This is a genomic window from Tabrizicola sp. (genome assembly GCF_030694085.1).
Classification (GTDB): Bacteria; Pseudomonadota; Alphaproteobacteria; order Rhodobacterales; family Rhodobacteraceae; genus Tabrizicola.
This window is the reverse complement of sequence record NZ_JAUXZE010000072.1, coordinates 1-22,023: the sequence shown is the minus strand read 5'-3', so window position 1 is coordinate 22,023 and position 22,023 is coordinate 1. Positions and strand designations below refer to the sequence as shown.

At 62.9% G+C, this 22,023-nt stretch carries 21 protein-coding genes, 1 tRNA gene and 1 pseudogene; 15 read left to right on the top strand and 8 right to left on the bottom strand.

Going from position 1 to position 22,023, the window contains the following annotated elements; all coding sequences use genetic code 11:
• The first annotated feature begins 2 nt into the window (after positions 1-2).
• Positions 3-1,274 carry a folylpolyglutamate synthase/dihydrofolate synthase family protein gene (locus tag Q8M85_RS16620; protein ID WP_305546627.1) on the top strand — a complete coding sequence of 424 codons (1,272 nt, stop codon included), beginning with the start codon at positions 3-5 and terminating at the stop codon, positions 1,272-1,274.
• A 55-nt stretch (positions 1,275-1,329) separates the two neighbouring features.
• On the opposite strand, the gene Q8M85_RS16615 is transcribed toward Q8M85_RS16620, so the two are convergent.
• Both Q8M85_RS16615 and Q8M85_RS16610 read right to left on the bottom strand, forming a co-directional pair.
• Positions 1,330-1,956, bottom strand: a complete 627-nt coding sequence (locus tag Q8M85_RS16615; protein ID WP_305546625.1) for a TetR/AcrR family transcriptional regulator — start codon at positions 1,954-1,956, stop codon at positions 1,330-1,332.
• Between the two features lie 56 nt (positions 1,957-2,012).
• Positions 2,013-2,186 carry a hypothetical protein gene (locus Q8M85_RS16610; RefSeq protein ID WP_305546623.1) on the bottom strand — a complete coding sequence of 58 codons (174 nt, stop codon included), beginning with the start codon at positions 2,184-2,186 and terminating at the stop codon, positions 2,013-2,015.
• A gap of 155 nt (positions 2,187-2,341) precedes the next feature.
• Between Q8M85_RS16610 and mbfA the strand changes: the two genes are divergently transcribed.
• A complete protein-coding gene (gene mbfA, locus Q8M85_RS16605) occupies positions 2,342-3,319 on the top strand; it encodes an iron exporter MbfA (RefSeq protein WP_305546621.1) in 978 nt (325 codons plus the stop codon).
• A complete protein-coding gene (locus Q8M85_RS16600) occupies positions 3,319-4,011 on the top strand; it encodes a nitroreductase family protein (protein WP_305546619.1) in 693 nt (230 codons plus the stop codon). The genes mbfA and Q8M85_RS16600 overlap by 1 nt, the downstream gene beginning before the upstream one ends.
• Before the next feature lie 3 nt (positions 4,012-4,014).
• Here Q8M85_RS16600 and Q8M85_RS16595 read toward each other — a convergent pair whose 3' ends face one another.
• The 3 genes from Q8M85_RS16595 to Q8M85_RS16585 are packed head-to-tail and all read right to left on the bottom strand — an operon-like array spanning position 4,015 to position 7,533.
• The gene (locus Q8M85_RS16595; RefSeq protein ID WP_305546617.1) at positions 4,015-5,052 is read right to left on the bottom strand and encodes a protein phosphatase 2C domain-containing protein; all 1,038 of its coding nucleotides are present in this window, start codon (positions 5,050-5,052) and stop codon (positions 4,015-4,017) included.
• The gene (locus Q8M85_RS16590; protein WP_305546615.1) at positions 5,033-5,878 is read right to left on the bottom strand and encodes an FHA domain-containing protein; all 846 of its coding nucleotides are present in this window, start codon (positions 5,876-5,878) and stop codon (positions 5,033-5,035) included. Before Q8M85_RS16590 ends, Q8M85_RS16595 begins: the two co-directional genes overlap by 20 nt.
• Before the next feature lie 38 nt (positions 5,879-5,916).
• Positions 5,917-7,533: a serine/threonine protein kinase gene (locus Q8M85_RS16585; protein ID WP_305546613.1), complete on the bottom strand. Its 1,617-nt coding sequence runs from the start codon at positions 7,531-7,533 to the stop codon at positions 5,917-5,919.
• Positions 7,534-7,906: 373 nt separating this feature from the next.
• Between Q8M85_RS16585 and Q8M85_RS16580 the strand changes: the two genes are divergently transcribed.
• The 8 genes and pseudogenes from Q8M85_RS16580 to Q8M85_RS16545 form a co-directional block, all read left to right on the top strand.
• Positions 7,907-8,842 (top strand): AEC family transporter, encoded by a 936-nt coding sequence (locus Q8M85_RS16580; protein WP_305546611.1) that lies wholly within the window; start codon positions 7,907-7,909, stop codon positions 8,840-8,842.
• Positions 8,839-9,669 carry an S-formylglutathione hydrolase gene (fghA, locus tag Q8M85_RS16575; RefSeq protein ID WP_305546609.1) on the top strand — a complete coding sequence of 277 codons (831 nt, stop codon included), beginning with the start codon at positions 8,839-8,841 and terminating at the stop codon, positions 9,667-9,669. Before Q8M85_RS16580 ends, fghA begins: the two co-directional genes overlap by 4 nt.
• Positions 9,647-10,132, top strand: coding sequence for a CAP domain-containing protein (locus Q8M85_RS16570; protein ID WP_305546607.1), 486 nt, complete (start codon positions 9,647-9,649; stop codon positions 10,130-10,132). Before fghA ends, Q8M85_RS16570 begins: the two co-directional genes overlap by 23 nt.
• A gap of 131 nt (positions 10,133-10,263) precedes the next feature.
• A complete protein-coding gene (locus tag Q8M85_RS16565; RefSeq protein WP_305546605.1) occupies positions 10,264-10,719 on the top strand; it encodes a hypothetical protein in 456 nt (151 codons plus the stop codon).
• A 79-nt stretch (positions 10,720-10,798) separates the two neighbouring features.
• Complete coding sequence (locus tag Q8M85_RS16560) at positions 10,799-11,734, top strand: DMT family transporter (protein WP_305546603.1); 936 nt, start codon at positions 10,799-10,801, stop codon at positions 11,732-11,734.
• Entirely contained in the window at positions 11,724-12,347 is a 624-nt protein-coding gene (locus Q8M85_RS16555) for an HAD family phosphatase (protein ID WP_305546601.1), read from the top strand. The genes Q8M85_RS16560 and Q8M85_RS16555 overlap by 11 nt, the downstream gene beginning before the upstream one ends.
• A complete protein-coding gene (locus Q8M85_RS16550; RefSeq protein ID WP_305546599.1) occupies positions 12,344-13,249 on the top strand; it encodes an ornithine cyclodeaminase family protein in 906 nt (301 codons plus the stop codon). The genes Q8M85_RS16555 and Q8M85_RS16550 overlap by 4 nt, the downstream gene beginning before the upstream one ends.
• 217 nt (positions 13,250-13,466) lie before the next feature.
• Positions 13,467-13,640: pseudogene (locus Q8M85_RS16545) on the top strand (IS5/IS1182 family transposase); the annotation flags it as partial.
• A 109-nt stretch (positions 13,641-13,749) separates the two neighbouring features.
• Here the strand turns inward: Q8M85_RS16545 and Q8M85_RS16540 are convergent.
• The gene (locus tag Q8M85_RS16540; protein WP_305546597.1) at positions 13,750-16,347 is read right to left on the bottom strand and encodes a DUF3131 domain-containing protein; all 2,598 of its coding nucleotides are present in this window, start codon (positions 16,345-16,347) and stop codon (positions 13,750-13,752) included.
• 86 nt (positions 16,348-16,433) lie between these two features.
• Between Q8M85_RS16540 and Q8M85_RS16535 the strand changes: the two genes are divergently transcribed.
• Positions 16,434-19,769, top strand: coding sequence for a polysaccharide deacetylase family protein (locus Q8M85_RS16535; RefSeq protein WP_305546595.1), 3,336 nt, complete (start codon positions 16,434-16,436; stop codon positions 19,767-19,769).
• A 19-nt stretch (positions 19,770-19,788) separates the two neighbouring features.
• Here the strand turns inward: Q8M85_RS16535 and Q8M85_RS16530 are convergent, their stop codons facing one another.
• Complete coding sequence (locus Q8M85_RS16530; protein ID WP_305546593.1) at positions 19,789-20,382, bottom strand: hypothetical protein; 594 nt, start codon at positions 20,380-20,382, stop codon at positions 19,789-19,791.
• Positions 20,383-20,812: 430 nt separating this feature from the next.
• Here Q8M85_RS16530 and Q8M85_RS16525 point away from each other — a divergent pair, with 430 nt between their 5' ends.
• From Q8M85_RS16525 to Q8M85_RS16515, 3 genes are all read left to right on the top strand, one after another.
• On the top strand, positions 20,813-20,956 hold the full coding sequence (locus Q8M85_RS16525) for a hypothetical protein (protein WP_305546591.1): 144 nt from the start codon (positions 20,813-20,815) through the stop codon (positions 20,954-20,956).
• 117 nt (positions 20,957-21,073) lie between these two features.
• Positions 21,074-21,310 carry a transposase gene (locus tag Q8M85_RS16520; RefSeq protein WP_305546589.1) on the top strand — a complete coding sequence of 79 codons (237 nt, stop codon included), beginning with the start codon at positions 21,074-21,076 and terminating at the stop codon, positions 21,308-21,310.
• A 71-nt stretch (positions 21,311-21,381) separates the two neighbouring features.
• Positions 21,382-21,741 carry a hypothetical protein gene (locus Q8M85_RS16515; protein WP_305546587.1) on the top strand — a complete coding sequence of 120 codons (360 nt, stop codon included), beginning with the start codon at positions 21,382-21,384 and terminating at the stop codon, positions 21,739-21,741.
• A 144-nt stretch (positions 21,742-21,885) separates the two neighbouring features.
• Here Q8M85_RS16515 and Q8M85_RS16510 read toward each other — a convergent pair.
• Positions 21,886-21,962, bottom strand: a tRNA-Met gene (locus tag Q8M85_RS16510).
• Between the last annotated feature and the right edge of the window lie 61 nt (positions 21,963-22,023).

Below are 22,023 nucleotides of genomic sequence, written 5' to 3'. Positions count from 1 at the left end.
TCATGACACAAGGCTCTGACGTCATCCTGGAACGGATGATGACGCTGCACCCCAAGGTCATCGACTTGACCCTGGCGCGCGTCGACCGGCTGCTGGCCGCGCTGGGAAACCCGGAGCGGTCGCTTCCCCCCGTGATCCATATCGCAGGGACGAACGGAAAGGGCTCGACCCAGGCGATGATCCGGGCGGGACTGGAGGCAGGTGGCGAGACGGTCCACGCCTATACCTCGCCGCACCTCGCACGGTTCCATGAACGCATCCGGCTGGCGGGAGAGCTGATCTCGGAACCCGCGCTGACAGCTCTGCTGGACGAATGTGTGCGGGTGAACGGGCCGGACGAGATCACCTTCTTCGAGATCACCACCTGCGCGGCCTTCCTGGCCTTTGCGCGGACGAAGGCGGATTGGACCTTGCTTGAGGTCGGCCTCGGCGGACGTCTGGATGCGACGAACGTGGTCGAAAAGCCCCGGCTGACGATCATCACCCCGGTCTCGATGGACCACGAATCCTTCCTGGGCGATACGCTGCCCCGGATAGCGGGCGAAAAGGCCGGGATCATCAAGCGCGGTGTTCCTTGCATCGTCGGGCCGCAGGACCCCGACGGTCTGGCGGTGATCGAAGGAAAGGCGGCGGCTCTGGGCGCTCCACTCTGGGTCTTTGGCCAGCACTGGAATGTCTGGGAAGAACGCGGGCGGCTGATCTATCAGGACGAGAACGGGCTGCTCGACCTGCCCCTGCCGAACCTGCCCGGCCCGCACCAGGTGCAGAATGCCGGCGCGGCGATTGCCGCACTTCGGCTGCTGGGCAAGCCCGAAGCGGCCTGCGAGGCAGCCGTGACCCGCGCTTTCTGGCCCGCCCGTATGCAGCGGCTGCGGCAGGGGCCGCTGGTGGACATGGCACCGCAGGTGGAGCTTTGGCTTGACGGCGGCCACAACCCGGCGGGGGGCGAGGCGGTGGCAGCGACGCTGGCGCGGATGCCGAAACGCGAGACGCATCTGATCTGCGGGATGCTGAATACAAAGGACGTGACCGGCTACATGCGCCTCTTGGCACCGCAGGTAACGCGTCTGCACGCGGTGTCGATCCCGGGCGAGAAGAACACTCTTCCGGCAGAAGTCAGCCGCGATGCAGCGCTGTCGGTCGGGATCGATGCGCTTACGGCCGGGTCGGTGGCCGAAGCGCTGTCCGCAATCGCCGCTACGTCTCCGGAAGCACGGGTGCTGATATGCGGCTCGCTCTATCTTGCGGGATCAGTGCTGCGCGAGAACGGCTGAGTCAAAATCCTTCGAAGGATTTTGCAAAAGTTTTCGAAAACTTTTGCGCCAGACGTCAGGCGGTGGACCCGTAGCGGGCGAGGAACATGTCCACCGCGCCATGCACGGACCGGTGCGCCAGTTCAGGCGTGATCGTCTCGGTCATCCCGAAGATCAGCTTTTCGTGGATCGTCGCTTTGCAAAGCTGCGCAAACTGGTCGGCGGCCAGGTCAAGATCGTCGATCTTCAACTGACCGTTTGCAACATAGCACCCCAGGTGATGCACCAGCCGCTGGTGGATAAGTCCCGGTCCGAAATCGTAGAACTGGCGGCCAAGCCCCGGGAAACGCTCACCTTCGCCCACCACGATGCGGAACATGCGCTGACCGAAGTCCGACAGCTGGAAGGCCACGATCCGTTCGGCCGCGATGGTCAGTGCAATCCGCACCGGCGCATCGCCTTCGACCATCGCCTCGGCCTCTTCGGTCTGGCGATGGCATTCGCACCGGGCGACTTCCAGGAACAGAAGCTGCTTGTCGGGGAAGTAGGCGTAGATGGTGGCCTTCGAGACGCCCGCCTCGCGCGCGATGTCGTCGACCGAGGCGCGCTCGAACCCGTCGCGCATGAAGATCTTCCGGGCGCCGTCTAGCACCTGGTCGAACTTCCGGCCGCGCCGGACTCCGTGATCCTGAATGGCGTTCATCGCATCCCCCGCAAGGGACCATAGACCATCGCGATCCGGCGCGGCAAGCGCAGGGGTCACTCGGCCAGCTGGCAGGTGGTCTGGGTCTTGGGGGCTTCGCAGCCTTTGGTCGAAGTCGTGACGGTTTCAGTCGGAAAGGTCAGCCTCGGCAGCAGGACCGTCAGCGAGTCCGCTGCCACGGGGGCTGCGAAGGCAAGGCCAGTGGCAAGCGCAAGGGCGAATCGGGTCATCGTGATCTCCATTTTGAACTCCACAGTACAGATTTGAAGCTAAACCGGAGAGTTCATTTCGGCAAGCAGAAAGTAAACTCCAAAGTTCAGATTATGCCGTTGCAGCCGCCTGTTGGTGAGATAGATTAGAACTATTCCAAACTAAGGTGCCTGCCGTGCTCTCTGCCCTGACCTTCCGCCGCCGTTTCAGCGATCTGACCGAGCAGGAGGTCTTGGCGCTGGCGATCTCCTCGGAAGAGGACGACGCCCGCATCTACCGCAGCTTTGCCGAGCGTCTGCGCTCTGATTACCCCGCCTCGGCGGCCGTCTTCGACGGGATGGCAGTGGAAGAGGACGGCCACCGCCAGCGCCTGATTGACCTGCACCGGACGCGGTTCGGCGAGGTGATCCCGCTCTTGCGGCGTGAGCATGTCGCGGGATTCTATGCCCGCCGCCCGATCTGGCTGTCGCAGAACCTTTCGCTGGAGGTGATGCGCGGCGAGGCGGCGACGATGGAAAAGACGGCGCATGACTTCTACCTGCGCGCCGCCGCCCGCACTCAGGACGCGGCGACCCGCAAACTGCTGGGCGACCTTGCCGCGGCCGAGGCCGGGCACGAACGCCACGCCCAGCGGCTTGAAGAGACGCACCTGCCGCAAGACGCGCGGGACGAAGAGAACCAGACCGCCAAGCGGCAGTTCATCCTGACCTGGGTGCAGCCGGGACTGGCGGGGTTGATGGACGGTTCGGTGTCGACCCTGGCCCCGATCTTCGCCACAGCCTTCGCGACACAGGACACCTGGACCACATTCCTTGTGGGCACGGCGGCGTCCGTGGGTGCAGGTATCTCGATGGGCTTCACGGAGGCCGCGCATGACGACGGGGTGCTTTCGGGCCGCGGCTCGCCGCTGAAGCGTGGTATCGCGTCGGGCGTGATGACCACCATCGGCGGCCTTGGCCACGCCCTCCCCTATCTGATCCCAGATTTCTGGACTGCCACCACCATTGCGATGATTGTGGTTTTCGTGGAGCTTTGGGCGATCGCCTGGATCCAGAACCGCTTTATGGAGACACCCTTCCTCCGCGCGGCCTTGCAGGTCGTCCTTGGCGGTGCCTTGGTCTTTGCTGCGGGGGTGTTGATCGGGGGCGGGTGATGTATCGCAAGGGTGAGGTCAGCTATCAGCCGCTGCAGTTGCCTGACCGGGTGCAACTGGACGACGATGCGGCGCTGGCCTCGGTAGAGCGGTTCCGGGACTACATGAAGAAGCGCCATTCGGTGCGCGACTATTCCCAACGTCCGGTGCAAGAGGCGGTGATCGCAGCCTGTATCGCGGCGGCTGGCACGGCGCCGTCAGGGGCGAACCATCAGCCCTGGCATTTCGTGGCGATCAGCGATCCTGCCATGAAAGCCCGCATCCGCGATGGGGCCGAGGAGGAGGAACGTGCCTTCTACCAGGGCGGCGCGGGGGACGAATGGCTGTCGGCCCTGGAACCCATCGGGACCGGCGTTTCGAAGCCGCACTTGACCGATGCCCCGTGGCTGATAGTCGTCTTCGCGCAGCGCTACGGGATGACCGAGGATGGCGCGCGCTACAAGAATTACTACGTCCCGGAAAGCGTGGGCATCGCGACGGGGATGCTGATCACCGCGATCCACCATGCGGGGCTGGTCTGCCTGGAGCACACCCCTAACCCGATGAAATTCCTTGGGCCGTTGTGCGGGCGACCGGACCATGAAAAGTCAGTGATGATCCTGCCGGTGGGCTATCCAGCCGAGACGGCCACAGTCCCGGCTGTGGCCAAGCGGAAGAAGCCGCTGGACCAGATCATGAGCATCTTCCGCTAAGGCCTAGCCGAGGGCAGCGATCCTGCGGGGGATGACCAGCGGTCGCGCCTCCAGGGATTCGGGATCAGCCTCGGTCGGAGTCGGTTCTGTCGCACCATCGACGATGGCTTCCGGTGCTGGCCGGTGCGGCGGTTCGGCCACGGGAAGCGGCACCAGGACCGGCTCGGCGACCACGGTCGTCAGTCGACGGGGCCGGGTGGTGACCGCAAGGGCCTCTCGCTCAGGACGGTCGTGCTGGGGCCTGACCGAGGCATCGTTCACCTTGATCACTGTGAAGCTGATGTTGTCCTGGTCGGGGTCGTCCAGTCGAACCAGTTCTTCCAGCAGCCGTTCCGCGATCTCAGTCGACCGGGACTTGCGGTAGCGGGCGAGTACCTTCTCGATCTGGGTGTTGGTCAGGTACTGCAAGCCGTCCGAGGAACAGACCACGATGTCGCCCGCCTTCAGCTCGAACGGCCGCGACGGGCAGTCGATCTTTGCCACTTTCGCCCCCATCAGCACCGAGACAAGGCAGTTGCGGTCGGGATGGGACGCGGCAGTCTCGGCGTCCAAGAGGCCCGCCTGGACCATAAGGTCGATCTGCGGCGCCATTGAATGATCCTCGTTCAGCTGGCTAAGCTTGCCATTGCGGAAGAGGTATAGCGGAGAATCTCCGATCGATATCCACCAGAGCCGGTTCTCGACCAGAGCGGGAACGACAAGAGTGGCCCCCATGCCGCTGGTCTCGGGATGGGTCCGCGAATGATGACGCAGGGTCTCGTTCGCCAGGTCGGCGACCCCGCGCAGGATCTCGGGCGCGCGGGCCTCGAACGATGCGACGTTGGCGAAATGGAACTTCAGTTCGGAGTAGACCTCGGTCAGGACGATCTTCGAGGCGACATCGCCTGCGGCGTGGCCCCCCATCCCGTCGGCCAGCACCACGAAGCCAGCCTCGGCCCCGACTGGAAAGTCGGCCGTGATGGCGTCTTCCTGATAGTCACGCGCGCCCTGGCTGATACCCGAGGCGACATCGTAGCGGGGTTCACGCGATCGCCATATCATGCCCGTCTCCTTCGGCCTCGAAAGATGACCAGTTGAATTCGGGCGAACACAGGACTTTCAGCACCAACGTCGTTTCACCGATCTGGATCTCGTCGCCATCGGCGGCAGTCTCGGTGGCCAGTAGCGGGTGGCCATTCAGCCGCACCAGGTTCGACTTGCCGCCGTGACCCACATAGAACGCGTGTGTGTCAGGATCGTAGGCAATCGCGGCATGGTTCTGGCGCGATATCGCCATGTCACCGAAGTCCAGCGATATGGTCTGATCGGAACCCCGCCCGATCTGCGAGATACCTTGGCTTAGCGCGAACGACGCGCCCTTGCCGGGGCCGTCCTTGACCACCAGCCAACCTGCGGGGAACATCGCATAGCCCTTGCCCGGTGCCGGTGTAGCGGGGGCGATGGCAGGCGACTCGATGCCATCGAACAGCGGGACGACAGCAGTGGGTTGCGCTTCGAAGCCAAGGACACGGGTCTTGGTCCGGGTCGGTCGGCGCGGTGGGTCTGCGTAAACAGCGGGTTCGGCGGCGGGCTTCGGGGTATCATCATCTTCGAGATCCCAGATGCCGCGACTCGGCAGGGTGACGCCTTCGGGCAACGAGGCCTTGGCCTTCACGACCCGGCTAGGACGAGCGACTGTCGTAGGGGACGTCGCCTCGGGCTCGGGTTCCAGGGCCGGGGGCGGTGAAGCTGCGGCCAGCGCTTCGCGCAGGCGCTTAACCTCAAGCTCGGCCAGTGCGGCCATCACGGGGTCGGGACCGGTTTCCACCGGACCAGCGGCATGGCCGGTCTCGTCATTCTCGCGAAAGATCGTGCGAAGGAACTTCAAGGCTTTGTCTCCCCGTTTTCGTGTTTCGGCAACGGCAGTCAGCCGGCCACCCCAAGCCGGAACTCTGCTTCCACTGTACTGTCACCACGGCGAACTACAAAACTGTAAGTTGTGATTCCATTTGCAAACTCGCGCTGAAGTATCGCCCGCAGCGCAGTCGCGGTAGCCAAGGTCTCGCCCGTGGGGGCATAGACCAGCAGGATGTCACCCACCTGGATCGAGCCTTGCAACTCGGCCGGCAGTTCGGAAACCACGGTCTGCGTTGCGGTCGGCGTCTCGACCACGTCGAAGGTATAGCCGCCGGGCAATCGCAGAACATTGGTGACCGGCAAAAGCTCGTCGGCGCGCGGGGCCGGTTCAGCTGGAGTCGGCACGACCAAGGCCAGCGTTTCGGTTGGGGAAGTGGACGCTGTTGCGGGCAGGGCGACGCCGTCGGTCCCGCGGCTCAGCAGGTTGGGCAGCGACAGGAGCCCGACCAGCAACAAGACCGCTGCTGCCGAGGACATCAGGAAATCGCGTACATTGCGCGGGGCCTGGATCACCACGATGGGGGCCGGGCTGGCCGCCACTGCGGGTTCGGGTGCGACCGGGACACTGGGAGCCTTGGCCTGCTGTGGGGCAACAGGCGGCAGGGCCGCGGGTGCCACGTCGGCATGAGGCGGCGCCGAGACCGCCCGGGCGACCGAAGCCGCAGGGACCACGGGTTCCGAGACCGGACGGGCGGCATCCCCGGTAAGCATCGACCGCCAGTCGTCAACGGACTGCAGCCGGTCGCGCGGGAAGATCGCCATTGCCTTGTCGATGGCATCGAGAAAACCGCGCGGATAGGTCTTGAACCGGCCAGCCAGCGGGCGCAGCGGATCCCCTTCGCGCCCGGCTATGGCCGACAGCCGCTCTTGCGATGTCTTTGGCGTCTCGCCGGTGATCAGATGGTAGAAGCTGGCGGCCAGCGCATAAAGATCGCTGCAGGGCGCCTGCTTGCTGCCGCTGACATAGAACTCTTGCGGGGAATAGCCGTCCTTGACCACGCGCAGGCCCGAAAGAGCCCGGCTTTTCCGCGTCACTTCCTTCCGCGAGGCACCGAAGTCGATCAGGATCGGTTGGCCCGAGGCCTTGTTCAGGATCATGTTGTCAGGCGAGATGTCGCGGTGCAGAAGTCCGCGTTCGTGCACATGGCCCAGCGCATCCAGCATCGTGTGCAGGAACGACACGATCTCTTTCGGTGTCAGCGGTCGCGCCGTGCCCTCGACCGTCTGCAACAGGTCCGGTCCGTCAATGTAGTCCATCGCCATATAGGCGGTCTCATTGTCCTCGAAGACGTGATGGACCTTGATAATGTTGGGATGGTTCAGCTGCGAAAGCGTCACCGCTTCCTGCATGAAGCTTTTCACCGAAGCGCGAAATTCGTCCTGCTGTGCCCGCGACCGCGCGCCGACCGTGCTGCCGATCCGGCGGCAGAAGGTCGAGGGGAAACACTCCTTGATGACCACCTGCCGGTCCAGCGAGTCGCGCGCGATATACACGATCCCGAAGCCACCGCTGTTGACGAATGACTCAATGGTGAATTGTCCGAAAAGCAGCTTCGTCCCTGGGGCCAGCTCGTCGGCTGTGGTCCCCAGATCGACAGAGTCAAACTTGCGCGCAGCAGCGGTCATCATTAATCACCCATACCCGCGTCCATCTTGCCCCCATGAAGGACCTGCGGTTCTTCACGTGTAACCAATGAGTTGGGCCAAAACGTGAAGGGTTTCCGGTCGTTTTTCGCCACAATCGCGTGCGTTCGTGGATTGTGACTGGTGCCTGCAAGCCGCCGAATTTCGGAAGATATGCCTCCAGGCCCCTTGATTGGCGCAAGATGTGGAAACAGTTACACGGTCCGGCCCCTGGGAATGGGGCTGGGGCTTGCCCTGCTTTTGCCACATCGTCGCGTGCGAATGTTTCGAGATACTGTGACGGTGTACCGGAAGAACCGCCGATTCCCGCCCACCGACCTTGCCCTTCCCTCCCACCCGTGACACCACGGGCGTCATGCTGGCGATCTTTCTGAAGACACTGCCGTTCTTTGCCCTGATCGGGGTCGGCTACCTGGCCGGGCGCACCCGGTTCTTCTCCGAGGAGGCGACGGCCTACCTTACGCGCTTCGTTTTCTATTTCGCGCTGTCGGCCATGCTGTTCGGCTTTGCCGCGAACCTGGACGTGTCCGCGATCTTCAGCTGGCCCTTCGTTTTCGCCTATCTTCTTGCCACCACGGCCGTCTGGCTGATCGTGGCCGCAGTCGCCCTTTCACGGGGCGTCAGCCAGGAAGAGGCCGTGTTCGAGGCGCATACCGGGGTCATCGGCAACGTCGGCTTTCTGGGCATCCCGATGCTGGCGCTGCTCTTGGGACCGCAGGCCGTGGGACCGGTTCTGCTGGTGCTGGCGGTCGACCTCATTGTCTTCTCTTCGATCCTGACCATGGTGATCACCGGCCTCCGGGCTGGCCGGGTCAGCGCACAGACCTTCGGCATCCTGGGCATGGGGTTGGCGAAGAACCCGATGATCGTCTCGGTCGGCCTTGGCATCCTCTGGGGCGCGACCGGACTGCAACTGCCGGTCCCGGTCAACGAATTCCTGACCCTTCTGGGCGCTGCCGCCACCCCTTGCGCCCTTTTCGCCATCGGAGCCTCGCTGGCGGGGCGCTCGGCGGAACGGGTCGAGGTCGCAGCCTGGCTGTCGTTCTCAAAGCTGATCCTGCACCCGCTTGCGGTGGCGGGGGCCTGCTGGCTTTTTGGGGTCACGGGCTACCAAGCCGGCGTCATGATCGCCGCCGCAGCCTTGCCGGTGGCGGGCAATGTCTTCATCCTGGCGCAGCACTACCGCGTTGCGCCACAACGGGTTTCCACTGCGATCCTGCTGTCGACCGCCGGGTCGGTTCTGACCGTGACAGCCGCGATCGCCCTGATCGGCCAGGGGGGCTACTTATGAAAACCATCTCCGAAAACCGTGCCTTCGGCGGTGTCCAGGGGGTCTACACCCATGCCTCCCAGTCAACCGGCTGCGACATGACCTTCGGGCTCTTCCTGCCGCAGCAGGCCGAGGAGGGGGCGGTGCCACTTCTGTGGTTCCTGTCGGGTCTGACCTGCACGCACGAGAACGCGATGATCAAGGCGGGGGCGCAGCGATGGGCGGCGGAAGCCGGGATCGCGCTTTGCTTTCCCGACACCTCGCCGCGCGGCGAAGGTGTGGCGAACGACGCGGATTTCGCCCTTGGGCAGGGGGCTGGGTTCTATCTGAACGCCACGCAAACCCCTTGGGCACCGCATTTCCGAATGTGGGACTACATCACCGAGGACCTGCCCCGCGTCCTGTTCAACGCTTTCCCGCTGGCCGAGGAGGTGCAGGGGATCACTGGCCATTCGATGGGTGGCCACGGTGCGCTAACCATCGCGATGAGCTTTCCAGGCCGCTTCAAGTCGGTCTCGGCCTTCGCGCCGATCTGCAACCCCACCGCGAGCGATTGGGGCCGTCCGCAATTTTCTGCCTATCTCGGACCTGACGAGTCGTCATGGGCTGCACATGATGCGACCTTGCTCATGCGGCGCCGGGGATTCGACGGCCCGATGCTGATCGACCAGGGGACGGCCGACCAGTTTCTCGACAAACTCCGCCCTGAAGCTCTGGCCGAAGCGATGGCCCTGGCGCGACAGGGTGGCACGTTCCGTATGCAGAAGGGCTATGATCACAGCTATTTCTTCGTTTCGACCTTCATGGAGGACCATGTGTCGTTCCATGCGCAGGCTTTCCTGGGCTAAGGCCCTGTTCCTTGCACTTGCGGTCGCGGGATCGCCCGCTGCGGCACTCAGCCCGGCCGAGACGGTCCTGTCGGCGGTTAACTCCGCCCGGGCCAAGGCGGGATGCCAGCCGTTGCGGCTGAATCCCCGGCTGACGGCAGCTGCGAAGGCCCACGCCGCCGCAATGGCCGAGCAGAACTTCTTCGGACATGCCGGAAAGGATGGCAGCAAGTTTTCCTCCAGGATCAAGCGGCAGGGCTACAGCTACCGCACCGCCGCAGAGAACATCGCGGCGGGGCAGCGGACGGCGATGCAGGCAGTCACAAGTTGGCTGAAAAGTGCGGGCCACCGGCGCAACATGCTGAACTGCCGGATGACGGAGACCGGGATAGCGGTGGTCTACCAGGCGGACGACCGGCCGATCCGGGGCAACTCGGCCCCGCTGCGGTACTACTGGGTGCAGGTCTTCGCGGCGCCCGGCTGACCTTTCTGTGACGTCGTGGACTGCTCGTCCCCGCCTACCGCGAGCGGGCAAGGCGCGGGGCCTGTTCGCTTGCCTGTTGTGCGGCAGGCGGGGTTGCGGGTAGCGTCGGTGCAAACACGGGGGGTGTGACGATGCGGAATCTGCTGACAATGGTGCTGGTCGTGGTGGCGGCGATCCTGGGGTTCTTCGCCTACCAGTCCAGCCAGAAGGGCAATGCCCTGGGTGCGGATCTTGCAGCCAAGACCGAAGCGGTCACCGCGCTGCAGGCCGAGAGGGCAACCCTGACCGCAGAGCTTGCCGCATTGAAGGCCGAGGGCGAGGCGGCTGTGAAGGCTGCCACCGACGCTGCGGCGACGGTTCAGGCCGATGCAGCAGTCATGCTGGAGAAGGTCAGCTCTCTTGAAGCCGAAAATGCGGACCTTGCAGCGAAGGTCGCGGCACTTGAAGCAGATGCCGCGCAGGCCGCCGAAAGTGCGCAGGCAGAGCTTGCCGCACTCAACGACAGGATTACTGGGCTTGAGGCCGAGAGGGCAGTCCTGCAAGCGCAGGTCGACGCATTGACGGCAGCCGCGCCCGCCAACCCCTGACCATCTCGCCTCGCCTGCCTGCGGCACCTATGTCGCGGGTAGGACAGACGGAACCCGCGCCGCCGGATCACCTGCCAGCATGGCACGTTCTCAAGCCCTGACCGGCATCCTTTTCGCCATCGGCGGCACGCTGATCTTTTCGGTCAACGACGTCTCGATCAAGTTCCTTTCGGACGGCTATGCGCTGCATCAGGTGATCCTGATCCGGGCCTTCGTGGCGATGGCCTTTATCCTTGCGGTGATCGGCTGGTCCGACCGGGGCTTCGCGCAACTGGTCACCGGCCGATCCCGGATGCACCTGGTGCGGGTCGTCATCGTGATGATCTCGAACGTCACCTACTTCGTCGGCCTTGCCACCCTGCCTTTGGCCGATGCCGTGGCGGTGGCCTATGTCAGCCCGATCATCATCACGCTTCTGTCCATCGTCTTTCTGGGCGAGAAGGTCGGCCCCCGCCGTTGGGCGGCGGTCATCATCGGGATGGTCGGAGTGATCGTCATGCTGCGCCCCGGCGCGGGGGTGATCCAGCCCGCGGCCCTCCTCGTCCTGGTTTCGGCCGTAATGTATGCCGCTGGCAACCTGCTTGTGCGGCACATGGGCGGCACCGAAAGCGCGATGACCCTGTCCTTCTACGTCCAGGCCGGGTTCATCGTGGTCAGTCTTGGCATGGGCCTCTGGGTCGGCGACGGACACCTTGCGACCGACGAGGGGCTTTGGGCCTTCCTGTTCCGCCCGTGGATCTGGCCCCCGCTGCACGACTGGCCGGTCTTTCTGGCGACCGGGCTGTCCGTGGGCATCGGCGGGATGATGGTGACGCAGGCCTATCGCACCTCCGAAGCGGGACTGATCGCGCCGTTCGAATATGTCGGGATGCCGCTGGCGATCCTGTGGGGGCTTGTCGTGTTCGGGACTTTCCCCGACGCGGTGTCATGGGCAGGGATTGCGCTTATCTGCGGGTCCGGCCTTTATGTGATCTGGCGGGAAACCGTGCGGAAACGGGAAGGCGATGCAACCTGAGGCAGTGATCTTCGACATCGGCAACGTGCTGACCCGCTGGCAGCCCGAAGCCTTTTACGACCGCGTTCTGGGCGAAGACCGCCGCCGAGCCCTGTTCGGCGCCGTGGACCTGCACGGCATGAACGCGCTGGTGGACGACGGGGGCCTGTTCCGCGAGACGATCTATGACTGGGCCGACCGCCACCCGGACTGGGCCCCGGAAATCCGGCTGTGGTACGACCGCTGGATTGAGCTTGCCAGTCCCCGCATCGAAGGGTCCATCGCGCTTCTTCGGGCCTTGCGGGCCAAGGGTGTGCCGGTCTTCTGCCTGACCAATTTCGGCAGCTATTCCTATGACGAAGCCCGCGACAAGCTGGATTTCCTGGGTGAGTTCGACCGCGAATATGTCTCGGGCCGACTGAAGGTCTCCAAGCCCGACCCGCGCATCTATCAGGCGGTGGAGGAGGATTGCGGTCTGCCGGCTGACCGGCTTCTGTTCACCGATGACCGGGCCGACAACATCACCGCCGCCGCCCGCCGGGGCTGGCGCACGCATCAGTTCGAAAGCTGGCAGGGCTGGGCCGAACGGCTGGTGGCCGAAGAGCTTTTGACCAGAAAGGAAGCAGGGTTATGACCGTCGAAACCATCGGGCAGGATGCAGAGCGCTTTCTGGACTGGCAGGGCCTTACCCGGGCGCTGGAGGCAGGACACCGGCTGCCCAAGGCCGAGATTCAGGACATCTTCCTTTATCGCCGCGACGACACACTGCTGGACCGCGCGGCCTGGATCGACGGGCTGGGGTCGCTGGTCAAGATCGGCACCATCGTTCCGGGCAACGCGAACCGGGGAAAGCCCACGATCAACGGGATCGTCAACCTCTTCGACGACGTGACGGGCGAGCTGACCGCATTGATCGACTTCCACCTTGTGACCAAGTGGAAGACGGCGGGGGACAGTCTTCTGTCGGCAAGTCGCCTGGCGCGGAAGGACAGCCGCAACATCCTGCTGGTTGGCGCCGGAGTCGTCGCGCAGAACATGGTGCAGGCCTATTCCAGCATCTTCCCCGAGGCGCGCTTCACCACCTGGAGCCGGACGCGCAAGACGGCCGAGGCGATGGGCCTGCCCGTCGCCGATGATCTTGAAGCAGCCGTGCGGGCCGCCGACATCATCTGCTGCGCCACAATGGCAAAGGCTCCCCTGATCAAGGGCGACTGGCTGCAGCCGGGCCAGCACCTTGACCTGATCGGTGCCTATACCCCCGCCATGCGTGAGGTCGATGACCATGCGATGGCTCGCGCCCGGATCTTCGTGGACAGCCGCGCCACCACGATCCACCACATCGGCGAGTTGATCGACCCCATCGCCTCGGGCGCGATCGGCGAGGCCGATGTGATTGCCGATTTCTACGACGACCCGGCCCTGTATTCCCGCCGGTCGGAGGACGAGATCACCATCGCCAAGAACGGCGGCGGGGCGCATCTGGACCTGATGACCGCGACCTACATCGCCGAGTGCTGGCGCCGCCGCAAAGGATAGCGGGCGGGTCACTGGCGGTCCAGGCGAGCGCCTGCTTTGCAGCCTAACGTCAGAGTCCGCAGACCGCGCGTTCGATGAACCGCTTGACGCGCTCCGGCTCCACCGGGTTCCAGCAGGCGCCGCCCACTTTCGACGACGATGGGCTCTGTCTCACAAATCCCGTGAGGGATTCATCTTGTGAACCCAGCGCGATAGCTCGAAGTTATGAGTAGACCGAAGCGGCTACCACCGCCGGAGCCGCGTAGAAACCAAGATGCACTGTGTTAAATTGCTGGGTCAGCGTCTTATGGCCCGGGACTTCGATGGCCAGGTCACGGAGTTCCAGGTTCGTGTTGCCGTGCTGAACGGCTACACCTCCCTCGGCATCGCTGTCACAAAGGTCGCAGCATAGGTCTGTCCGGGGAGAGGGGCAGTCCGGCCGTCAGCAGGTTTGTGCAACAGAGCCCCATCGAGGCAGCGCCGCTTCGGATCGCTTGCCGAGTGAATGACGAATCCAGAGCCTAACCAAGACGCCGTTTGCGACCGCGCAGGATGAACGCTATTGCCTCGAGAACGACGCCGTTGGTGTTGATATCCGCATACCCGGACATGCCTTTGCCCGTGGCCAAGAACACGCCCGGCGAAAAGCCCACGCCGTCCAGTCGTGCCCGCATCCGCACATGCCTTGTGAGAAGGGTCGAATAAGGGCCAGGCTTGTGGGCCGCCCAAAGGTAAGCGGCTTTGGTGTTCACGAGCGACGTCTCTTCTCTGAATTCTGGCGTGTCGAACCTGACATCTTCAGTTGCGGCGGTCACCATCCATCTGTCCTCTGCCGCAGAGATGTTTAACCCCTGATACGTGAACCACGGCGCACGATTGAGGGGAGACTCCGAGGCGCAATACAGGTTGCCGGTCCTTTCGAAGCCATGCTTTTGCGCGCTGAACAGCACCGAGGCGAGCAGGTTTGAAGGCTTGGACATCCCCATTTCGAGAGCCTCGAACAGAAGAGGCTCGGCACCCAGGGCACCAAGATCGCCCACCGACTGCAAAAGCAGCATATCGCGGTCCGTCTGGGATGGCATGTCCGGCACCTCATATGGGGAGGCGACGTCGAAACCCCGGTCCCTGAACGCCCGGGCTGTATAATGCGCGCAATGTGACCGGAAACGATCGCGCAGCACACCTCGGACAACCGAATGGACGTGCTTGTCTACGACGACGCTTTCCAGGTCCCACCGCCTTGTCTTTTCTTGCGCAAGTCCAAGTGTCAGGGGATGGGCATCGAGTTCGCGCAAGACGCTCAGCAGTCGTCCAGTGTCACAGGCGTTGAAATCGTTCGAAAGTGACTTGCCTGTTTCGGAAGAGATCACCTCGCTTGGAAGCAGCCGCCCGCCAATCACCGCAACCGGAAGTGCCCGCACCAGCTGCTCTGCCCGGGCAACGAACACCGCGTCTGGGGTCAGGCCAAGTTCATGCGCCGCCATGACGCCAGCAATCAAGCTTCCAAGGTCCCACATCGTGAGTTCCCGGTGCAGCCACATATCGGTGCCCTGAACATCGGCCGTATCGACACACAACCCGGTGGAAGCGTTCGAGAAGCGTTCAAAGAAGGTCCATGCTTGCCGGGCGTCGGCCATCCAATCTTCGGCAGAAAGCGGTTCGGGGTCCGCCGGTTCAACAGCATCGTGGCGACTGCCGCGCAAGAGGTCAAAAATCACGTCGGATGTGACCGTCGCCCGCAGAAAGCCGGAAAGATCGACGAGCTTTGTCGCCGGGTCGGCCTGAAACCGGCGCAGCATTTCTAGCGTTTTCCCATATGCGGCAGGCGTCCCGTAGTCTTCCGATCTGATCGACAGAATAGCGTCGCGCATCCTGTCAGTGTCCTCCAGCAAGATCGCTGCCTCGACTATGGGTGTCTCACCTCGGATCAGAAGTCCACGTTCGTCGAATGCAGCATTTGCTTCCGGGACGGCGAGCAGGTCGATCGACGCCGCGATAGCGGGCGGAAGGCTGTCGGTCGGGCTGAGTGATGTGGCGCACAACGGGCCGGCAGAACGGGGGACATCAGTGGCGTCTGAGCCGTCCAGGTATGCCGTGGAAAGGTTCAGGCAGGCGCCCTCGGGCCATTGGTCGCCAGTCTGGGCACCTGGCTGGATGGTGTCGCTAAAGGGGATGCCAAGTGCCTTCATCTCGGCCGTAAGACTGGATCTTGCCGCAGCGCTGGTGTCGGACATGCCTGCAAGCCGTATCGCAACGTAGCGCGACTGATCCTCTCCGAACCAGAGGGCATGGTCGCGGGGAAGAGCGATGAATCGACGACCGCGTTCCAGTTCGCGGGCGATGGCATCGACGGCGCGTTGTCCACGCAGCCGCACGTCGGCAACCGACTCCTGCCCAATCCCGGCAAGAGAAAAGACGATCTGTGTCCACCCCGGCCTGTCGAGCGCGGAATTGATCGTGCTGGCCGGGTCGGAGGTGCTGGCTATCGCAACTGTCGTGACGCCATTCAGACAGACCGTAAGCCTGGCGCATCCGGTCGATGAAACCGGTGGCGGCGAGCCAAGGTTCAGAACAGCGCGAATCCCAAGGCAGCGCAGAGCGTCAAAATTGGTAAGCGTGAGTGCGTCCGTTGCTATCGTCAGAGGCAGAGGATGCGTCGCGTCAGCAAACAAACTCGAAAGCCATTGCATGCTTTCGCTTGTCGCACGCCTTTGGAAATAGGGGGACAGCTCGGCCAGGCCCGGGAGGAAAAGCACGGGTTCCACCATGTCAGGAGCTGACCCAAGCATATGGCGAAGAGTCTCTGCAACGGTGACAGGCAGATCGGGGTCGGACACCGAGGGTGCAGACAAGACCAACCCAATCGGGACTTCGCCTTCAAGGAAGGGGTCGACAAAGGCACTCAACCGGTCCGCAGGGGTGGCGGGGCCAATGCCGTCTACAAGCAGGAACAGCGCATCATCGGCCCCCTGTGCCGCGACCCAAAACGCGGTGCCAGGAAGCAACAGCGGCGGGGCCATGAGTTGCAGGAAACCCCGGCGGTTCACCTTCATCTGCATCGTTAAAGTCCCTTCCGAACAGAGCAACTGTGCGGACTGCGAAAGACCTGTCAATTCCACAATGAGGCCTTCAAGTGGGCCTACAGGTCTGGCAACGGGCGAAAGCAGCTGGCAATCTGAACAGGTTGCAGGGAACTGGCACAAAAATGGCAAAGGAAAGGACCAGAACGCGTTCCCGCAAGCGCCATCCGGTCTTTCTGGACGTGCGGCAGCGTCGTGGACACTGGCTGAAGATCATTGCTGCGATTTCCGCTTTTGCGCTTCTGGCCTGGCTGACAACCGTCGCGCTTGGCATCTATTACCTGGATATCCTGCCAAAAAGCGCCAAGCTGGAGGGGATCCGCCAAGGTTCGGCTGCAACGGATGTCGTTGCACACCCGGGGGCACTGCTGACTGAAGCGGCTTGCCCCGGCAGTCTGGAATCCAATTCGCGCACCGCCAGAGGCGCCAGTGTCGCATATCTAAGAAGTGCGGCGGATCTGTCGTCAACGACTCGCGCGAAGAACTGTGTAGAGATCAGCGGTCTACTGGTCGAGGCACTGGCGATCGATGCCGCAGCTCAGACAGTCGACTGGCTGGACAAGCCGTCACTCGATTCTGCAGTGCGCGACCTGACAGGTGATGCGCCGCCCCCCGGGATCGAGCTGGTCGCGATGTTCCCTTTGCCGCCGATCGACGGAGTGACTCCTTCGGTCCTGGACAACCCGGATGCGCGCGCGCGTATCATTGGAGCCTTGACGGCGCAGGTTGCAGGTAGTGGTGCGTCGGGCCTTTGCCTTTACCCCTACCAGTTCGAGTTCGGGCATCTAGCAGGGCTGCAAACCTTGCTGGCAGAATTGCGCGCCGATCTGGCCCCGGATGTGACGACATGTCTTTTGGCGGACGCGGAAGGTCCGCTCTGGCGGGATGCCAGGCTGATCGACGCGGTGGATTCTGTCGTTCTACGGGCATTTCGCGAACCTGATCGGGACGCTCCGCCCGGTCCGCTCGCGCCGCAAGACTGGTTCGACACCCTGATCGGGGACGCCATCGCGGCCACGGGGACAGGGAAACTGAGGGTCGCACTTGGATCGTTCGGCTACATGTGGACCGAAGGCACCAGCGGGACGATAAACCTGCCGTTTGCCGAGGCCATGCGTCTTGCGTCGGCCCACAAGGCCACCATTGCCGTGGATGAGGCCTCGCTCAACACGCGCATCACGTTCGCGAATGCAGAGGGCAAGGCGTCCGAGATCTGGCTTCTGGATGCAGTCACCTTTAACAACCAGTTGCTTTCCCTGACCAGGAAAGGCGCCTCGGGCAACATTCTGTGGTCTGTTGGTCAGGAAGACCCTGCAGCCTGGGATCTGTTCGCCCGAGGCCCAGGGCTGATCCCTGCAGCGCAGGTGGAAGCGGTCTCGTTCCCGGATGTCGTGAGCTACGTGGGAAGCGGACCCTTTCGCAAGGTCATCGGGCGTGCCGCTGCGGGCCTACGCAGGTTCTCTCGCGATCCTGTAACTGGCTACATCACCGGCCTGACCTACGACGCGATCCCCCTGCCGTTCACGGTTGAACGGTTTGGTGCGCTGGAGGGAAGGGCCGTGGCGCTTACCTTCGATGACGGTCCGGATGATCCCTACACGACCGAAATTCTTGACACACTGAAGGAGCAGAAGGTTCCTGCCACGTTTTTCGTGATCGGCGCAAATGTGGTGAAATATCCCGACCTGGTCCGCCGCATGATCGACGAGGGCCACGAGGTCGGCTCACATACGTTCTTCCATCCAGACGAAACCGCAACCGGGGCCGAGCGCATGCGGCTGGAACTGAACGCGCTTCAGCGGTTGCTGGCCGGTGTGACAGGGCGCACGACATACCTTTTCCGCGCGCCGTACGGGCGGAGTGAAGGTCCGATGACCCGAAGCGAAGCCGAGCAGCATCTCGTTGTCGAGGAAACCGGGCTTGTGGTGGCCGGGGGCGACATCGTCCCGCGCGACTGGGAGAAGATGACCGCCGGGGAAATTGTCGAATACGTGATGAACAACCTCACGGAAGGCGGTGGTCAGGTCATTGTCATGCACGATGCGGGCGGGGATCGGTCCGAGACCGCCGCCGCGGTCCCCCTGTTGATCGAGCGGCTACGGGCAAAAGGCTATGGCTTCGTTCCGCTTTCAAGCTTCATCGGGTTGTCGCCGGACGAAGTGATGCCCTACGCCGCGGACATGCTTACCCCGCTGGACCGGGCTTATTATGCCACCCTAGCAACCGTCGGGCACGGCTTGATCTTGATCTTCGGCGGCGCGATTGCCTTTGGTGTTGGCCGGACGCTGTTGGTCCTGGCCTTGGCTTTGCTAAGACGTCGCCATTCCCAACCATCTGGCGAACCTCATGTCGCCGTGGCAATCGTCATCCCGGCCTACAATGAAGAGTTGGTGATTTCCGACGCGATCAAGGCTGCTCTCGCCAGTGACTATCAGAACTTCAAAGTGATCGTCGTTGATGACGGATCCACCGACGACACGGCAGCAATCGTGCAGCGCGATTTCGGCGACGATCCCCGTGTCCACCTGATCCAGCAGGCAAATGGCGGAAAGTGGAGTGCGCTCAACGCTGCTTACGCTGCGCTTCAGGCCGAGGTTGTCGTCGCGGTCGATGCGGACGCGATCCTTGATGCCGAGGCGGTCAGGCTTCTAGCCGATCACTTCGGGGATCCTCGGGTGGGTGCGGTTGCAGGCACTGTGAAGGTCGGCAATCGCCGCGGGCTTTTGCAAAGGCTTCAGGCACTGGAATACATCACCGCACAGAGCATCGACCGCCGTGCGGCCGAGCGGCTGAATGCAATGCTGGTCGTTCCCGGAGCAATCGGTGCCTGGCGGGTCGAGGCAGTGCGCAAGGTTGGTCTTTATTCCTCCGACACCATGACCGAAGACGCCGATCTGACGATCGCGGTCATTCGGGCCGGGTACCGCGTGGTTTTTGAGGAGAGGGCAACCTGCACCACCAATGCCACCGAGACGCTACGTGCTTTCATGAAGCAGAGGCTTCGTTGGTCATTCGGGATGATGCAGACTGCTTGGAAACACCGCCGTTCCGCTAGAACGGCCAAGGGCGTTGGGCTGTTCTCGATCCCCGATCTTTGGCTGACGGGTGTTCTGCTTGGCCTGATCGCACCGTTCGTCGACGCAGTGGTGGCGGGCGTGCTGATCAAGTTTGCCATCGGTTTCGCACAGGGGCTGCCCATTCAGGCCGATGTCGTATCAGTTTGGGTGCTTGCCGGCTGGATCGCGCTCCCGCTGCTTGATCTTCTGGTGGCCTTGACTGCCTTCGGCTTCGACCGTCGCGAGCAGTGGTCGCTTGTTCTGCTTACGCCACTTCAGCGCCTGGTCTACCGGCCGCTGCTGTACATCACGGTCTATCGCGCCGTCGGATTGGCATTATCCGGCCGCATCGCGAGCTGGGGCAAGCTGATCCGACTTGGCCGAGTGGAAAAACCAACTCCCTGAGCGACTCGGCCAAGTACTGCTAGCCGTAAACCTTGCAGCCACTGCCGACGATTTCGCCCTTTTGAACCGGAAGATTCCTTGGAGGATCAAGGATGATCGGCTGGACCGCCGTGATGCGGCGCGCACATTCGTCGGCCTCGGCGGCGGATACGCCTTTGCCGCCGATCCAGATGTCCAGCCACGGGTGTCCGTTGTATCCGGAATGGCAGGGCCCGTTCTGCGGGGTCGCGCCGTCGCCGCACACATCCTCGACGATGGCATACTTCTGCAATCGCGGCAGGTAGAACCGCGTGCCAGCCGGGTAGTCAAGCGTCTGGCGACCGTTCTCGATCCTGTGGCCGACGGCGATGGTGATCGGGCTCTGCCAGGTTCCGGTACCGCCTGCCTTGTTGCGCAGAACCGGTCGGGCAATCTCGGCCGAGCCGGGTGGTGTGTTGTCCCAGTATGTGTATCCGGTCAGATAGACGTTGAATCTTCTCAAAGCATCCACCTCCTCCACGTCCGTCGCGGCCACGGTCAGCAGACGTTCTTGTGCCTGTGCGTCCGGTGTTACGACCGACGTCGCAAGGAAAACACAGCTTGCCGCCGCCCAACCCTTTCGTGACTTCTTCATCATCGCCTGCGCCTCTGCCCTCGTTTCAAGAAAGTTGCAGCCTCAATCCAAATTTCCACGCACCTGCAAGTTGCCACTGCTTAGCCGCCTGGTCGGGGCGGCAAACCGTGGTCAGATCTCAATCCGCTTGCCCGACTCCCTGTCGAACAGGTGCATGTCTCTGCGCGAAAAAGAGAGCCGCGCGCGTTCGTCGGCAATCACATGGGAATACTGCGGCAGAGTTGCAAGGACGGGAATACCATTCAAACGAGAGAAAGCGACTGCGCCGGGCGGGCATACGGCCGATCCTTGGGCAGACATGTTCAGCGCCGCGCACCGAAACGCTGAGCGAACCGGCGATCTGTAGCCCCTCTGGGTGCTGAACGGGCCCACCAAGGTAAAGCGCCATATCCTGGCGCTCCCTTTCAGCCGTGAAGGGACGCGGCTATCCTTGCTGCACCGTTCAGTGGCGCAGTATCGGCTGGCGTTGGGGCAACCGCGGCAGGATGATCTTCTCGCTTTGCTGGCTCAGGTGCGGGACGAGATCGCGCCTGAGCTGCTTGCCCAATTGGAGATCAGCCTCCATCTCGAGTGATCGCGCTCTTCTGCGGTTTTCGCATGTTCCGTAACCGTCCGGCCTGACTGCTCTGCCGGTGCCACTGCGTAGCGGATAGTGTCCACTATCGGATAATGGACACTATCGGGGTTGCTTGTGACGAAGCGTCGGGTCTGGTCTGACGACGAAAAGCGGATGATCTGCGGGCAGACGCGTGTGCCGGGCGTGTCGGTGAGCCAGGTTGCGCGGCGGTATGATGTGAACGCCAATCTGGTCTTTTCTTGGCTGCGCGATCCCCGGTTTGCGGATGCTGCCGCGTCCGATGTCGTGCGCTTTCTGCCGGTGGAGATCGTCACGGAGGCGAAGGCGCCAGTTGCAGCGCTTGCGTGGTGATCTAATCAAGATCATTTGGTGTGACCTGCCCCCCGGCCGTCCCTCGTTCATAACGAGGAATTCAGAGCCCTGTGAAAAACCTCGCGGCGGGCTTCCAGCTGCGCCCCGACATCACCATTCAGAGCAAAGTTGAGACCGTTGCCATTCTCGATGCAAAATGGAATCGCCTCGATCTCGGCGAAGCAAACTCCGGCGTCTCGAGCGGCGACGCGTATCAGATGAACGCCTACGCCAGTCGCTACCGCTGCAAGCGACTCGGGCTCTTTTACCCGGCCTCGAGGGACTGCCCGCCTGGAAGGATCACCGAGTTCGTGCTCATGACCGAAGAGCGGCCGGTACTGGATGTCGTCGCGGTCGATGTTCGAGAGCTCGCCTTTGGAAGCGGGATTCCGGCCGGTATCGATGCGATGATCCCGATCGAGCCGCACTGAAAGCAACGGTCATCGCAGGCACCGATTTACGAAGCGGTATGAAGGACTTCGGCCCCTCTTGCTTCCACAGTGCTTCCACGGGTGTTGGAAACGCAAACGCCGCCCCGGAGTGCGGCGTGTAAGCATTTGATAAGCGAAGTTTTTTGGTTGCGGGGACAGGATTTGAACCTGTGACCTTCAGGTTATGAGCCTGACGAGCTACCGGGCTGCTCCACCCCGCGCCAGGGTTTGTCCGGGACTGATCGGACCGGTATTGGTATCGTTTTGAGTGAGGTGTCTCTT

Bases quoted from the DNA above. Each gene is read 5' to 3' on its own strand.
- Q8M85_RS16620 (WP_305546627.1), top strand. From the start codon at position 3: ATGACACAAGGCTCTGACGTCATCCTGGAACGGATGATGACGCTGCAC.
- Q8M85_RS16615 (WP_305546625.1), bottom strand. From the start codon at position 1,956: ATGAACGCCATTCAGGATCACGGAGTCCGGCGCGGCCGGAAGTTCGAC.
- Q8M85_RS16610 (WP_305546623.1), bottom strand. From the start codon at position 2,186: ATGACCCGATTCGCCCTTGCGCTTGCCACTGGCCTTGCCTTCGCAGCC.
- Q8M85_RS16600 (WP_305546619.1), top strand. From the start codon at position 3,319: ATGTATCGCAAGGGTGAGGTCAGCTATCAGCCGCTGCAGTTGCCTGAC.
- Q8M85_RS16595 (WP_305546617.1), bottom strand. From the start codon at position 5,052: ATGATATGGCGATCGCGTGAACCCCGCTACGATGTCGCCTCGGGTATC.
- Q8M85_RS16585 (WP_305546613.1), bottom strand. From the start codon at position 7,533: ATGACCGCTGCTGCGCGCAAGTTTGACTCTGTCGATCTGGGGACCACA.
- Q8M85_RS16580 (WP_305546611.1), top strand. From the start codon at position 7,907: ATGCTGGCGATCTTTCTGAAGACACTGCCGTTCTTTGCCCTGATCGGG.
- fghA (WP_305546609.1), top strand. From the start codon at position 8,839: ATGAAAACCATCTCCGAAAACCGTGCCTTCGGCGGTGTCCAGGGGGTC.
- Q8M85_RS16570 (WP_305546607.1), top strand. From the start codon at position 9,647: ATGCGCAGGCTTTCCTGGGCTAAGGCCCTGTTCCTTGCACTTGCGGTC.
- Q8M85_RS16565 (WP_305546605.1), top strand. From the start codon at position 10,264: ATGCGGAATCTGCTGACAATGGTGCTGGTCGTGGTGGCGGCGATCCTG.
- Q8M85_RS16560 (WP_305546603.1), top strand. From the start codon at position 10,799: ATGGCACGTTCTCAAGCCCTGACCGGCATCCTTTTCGCCATCGGCGGC.
- Q8M85_RS16555 (WP_305546601.1), top strand. From the start codon at position 11,724: ATGCAACCTGAGGCAGTGATCTTCGACATCGGCAACGTGCTGACCCGC.
- Q8M85_RS16550 (WP_305546599.1), top strand. From the start codon at position 12,344: ATGACCGTCGAAACCATCGGGCAGGATGCAGAGCGCTTTCTGGACTGG.
- Q8M85_RS16535 (WP_305546595.1), top strand. From the start codon at position 16,434: ATGGCAAAGGAAAGGACCAGAACGCGTTCCCGCAAGCGCCATCCGGTC.
- Q8M85_RS16530 (WP_305546593.1), bottom strand. From the start codon at position 20,382: ATGAAGAAGTCACGAAAGGGTTGGGCGGCGGCAAGCTGTGTTTTCCTT.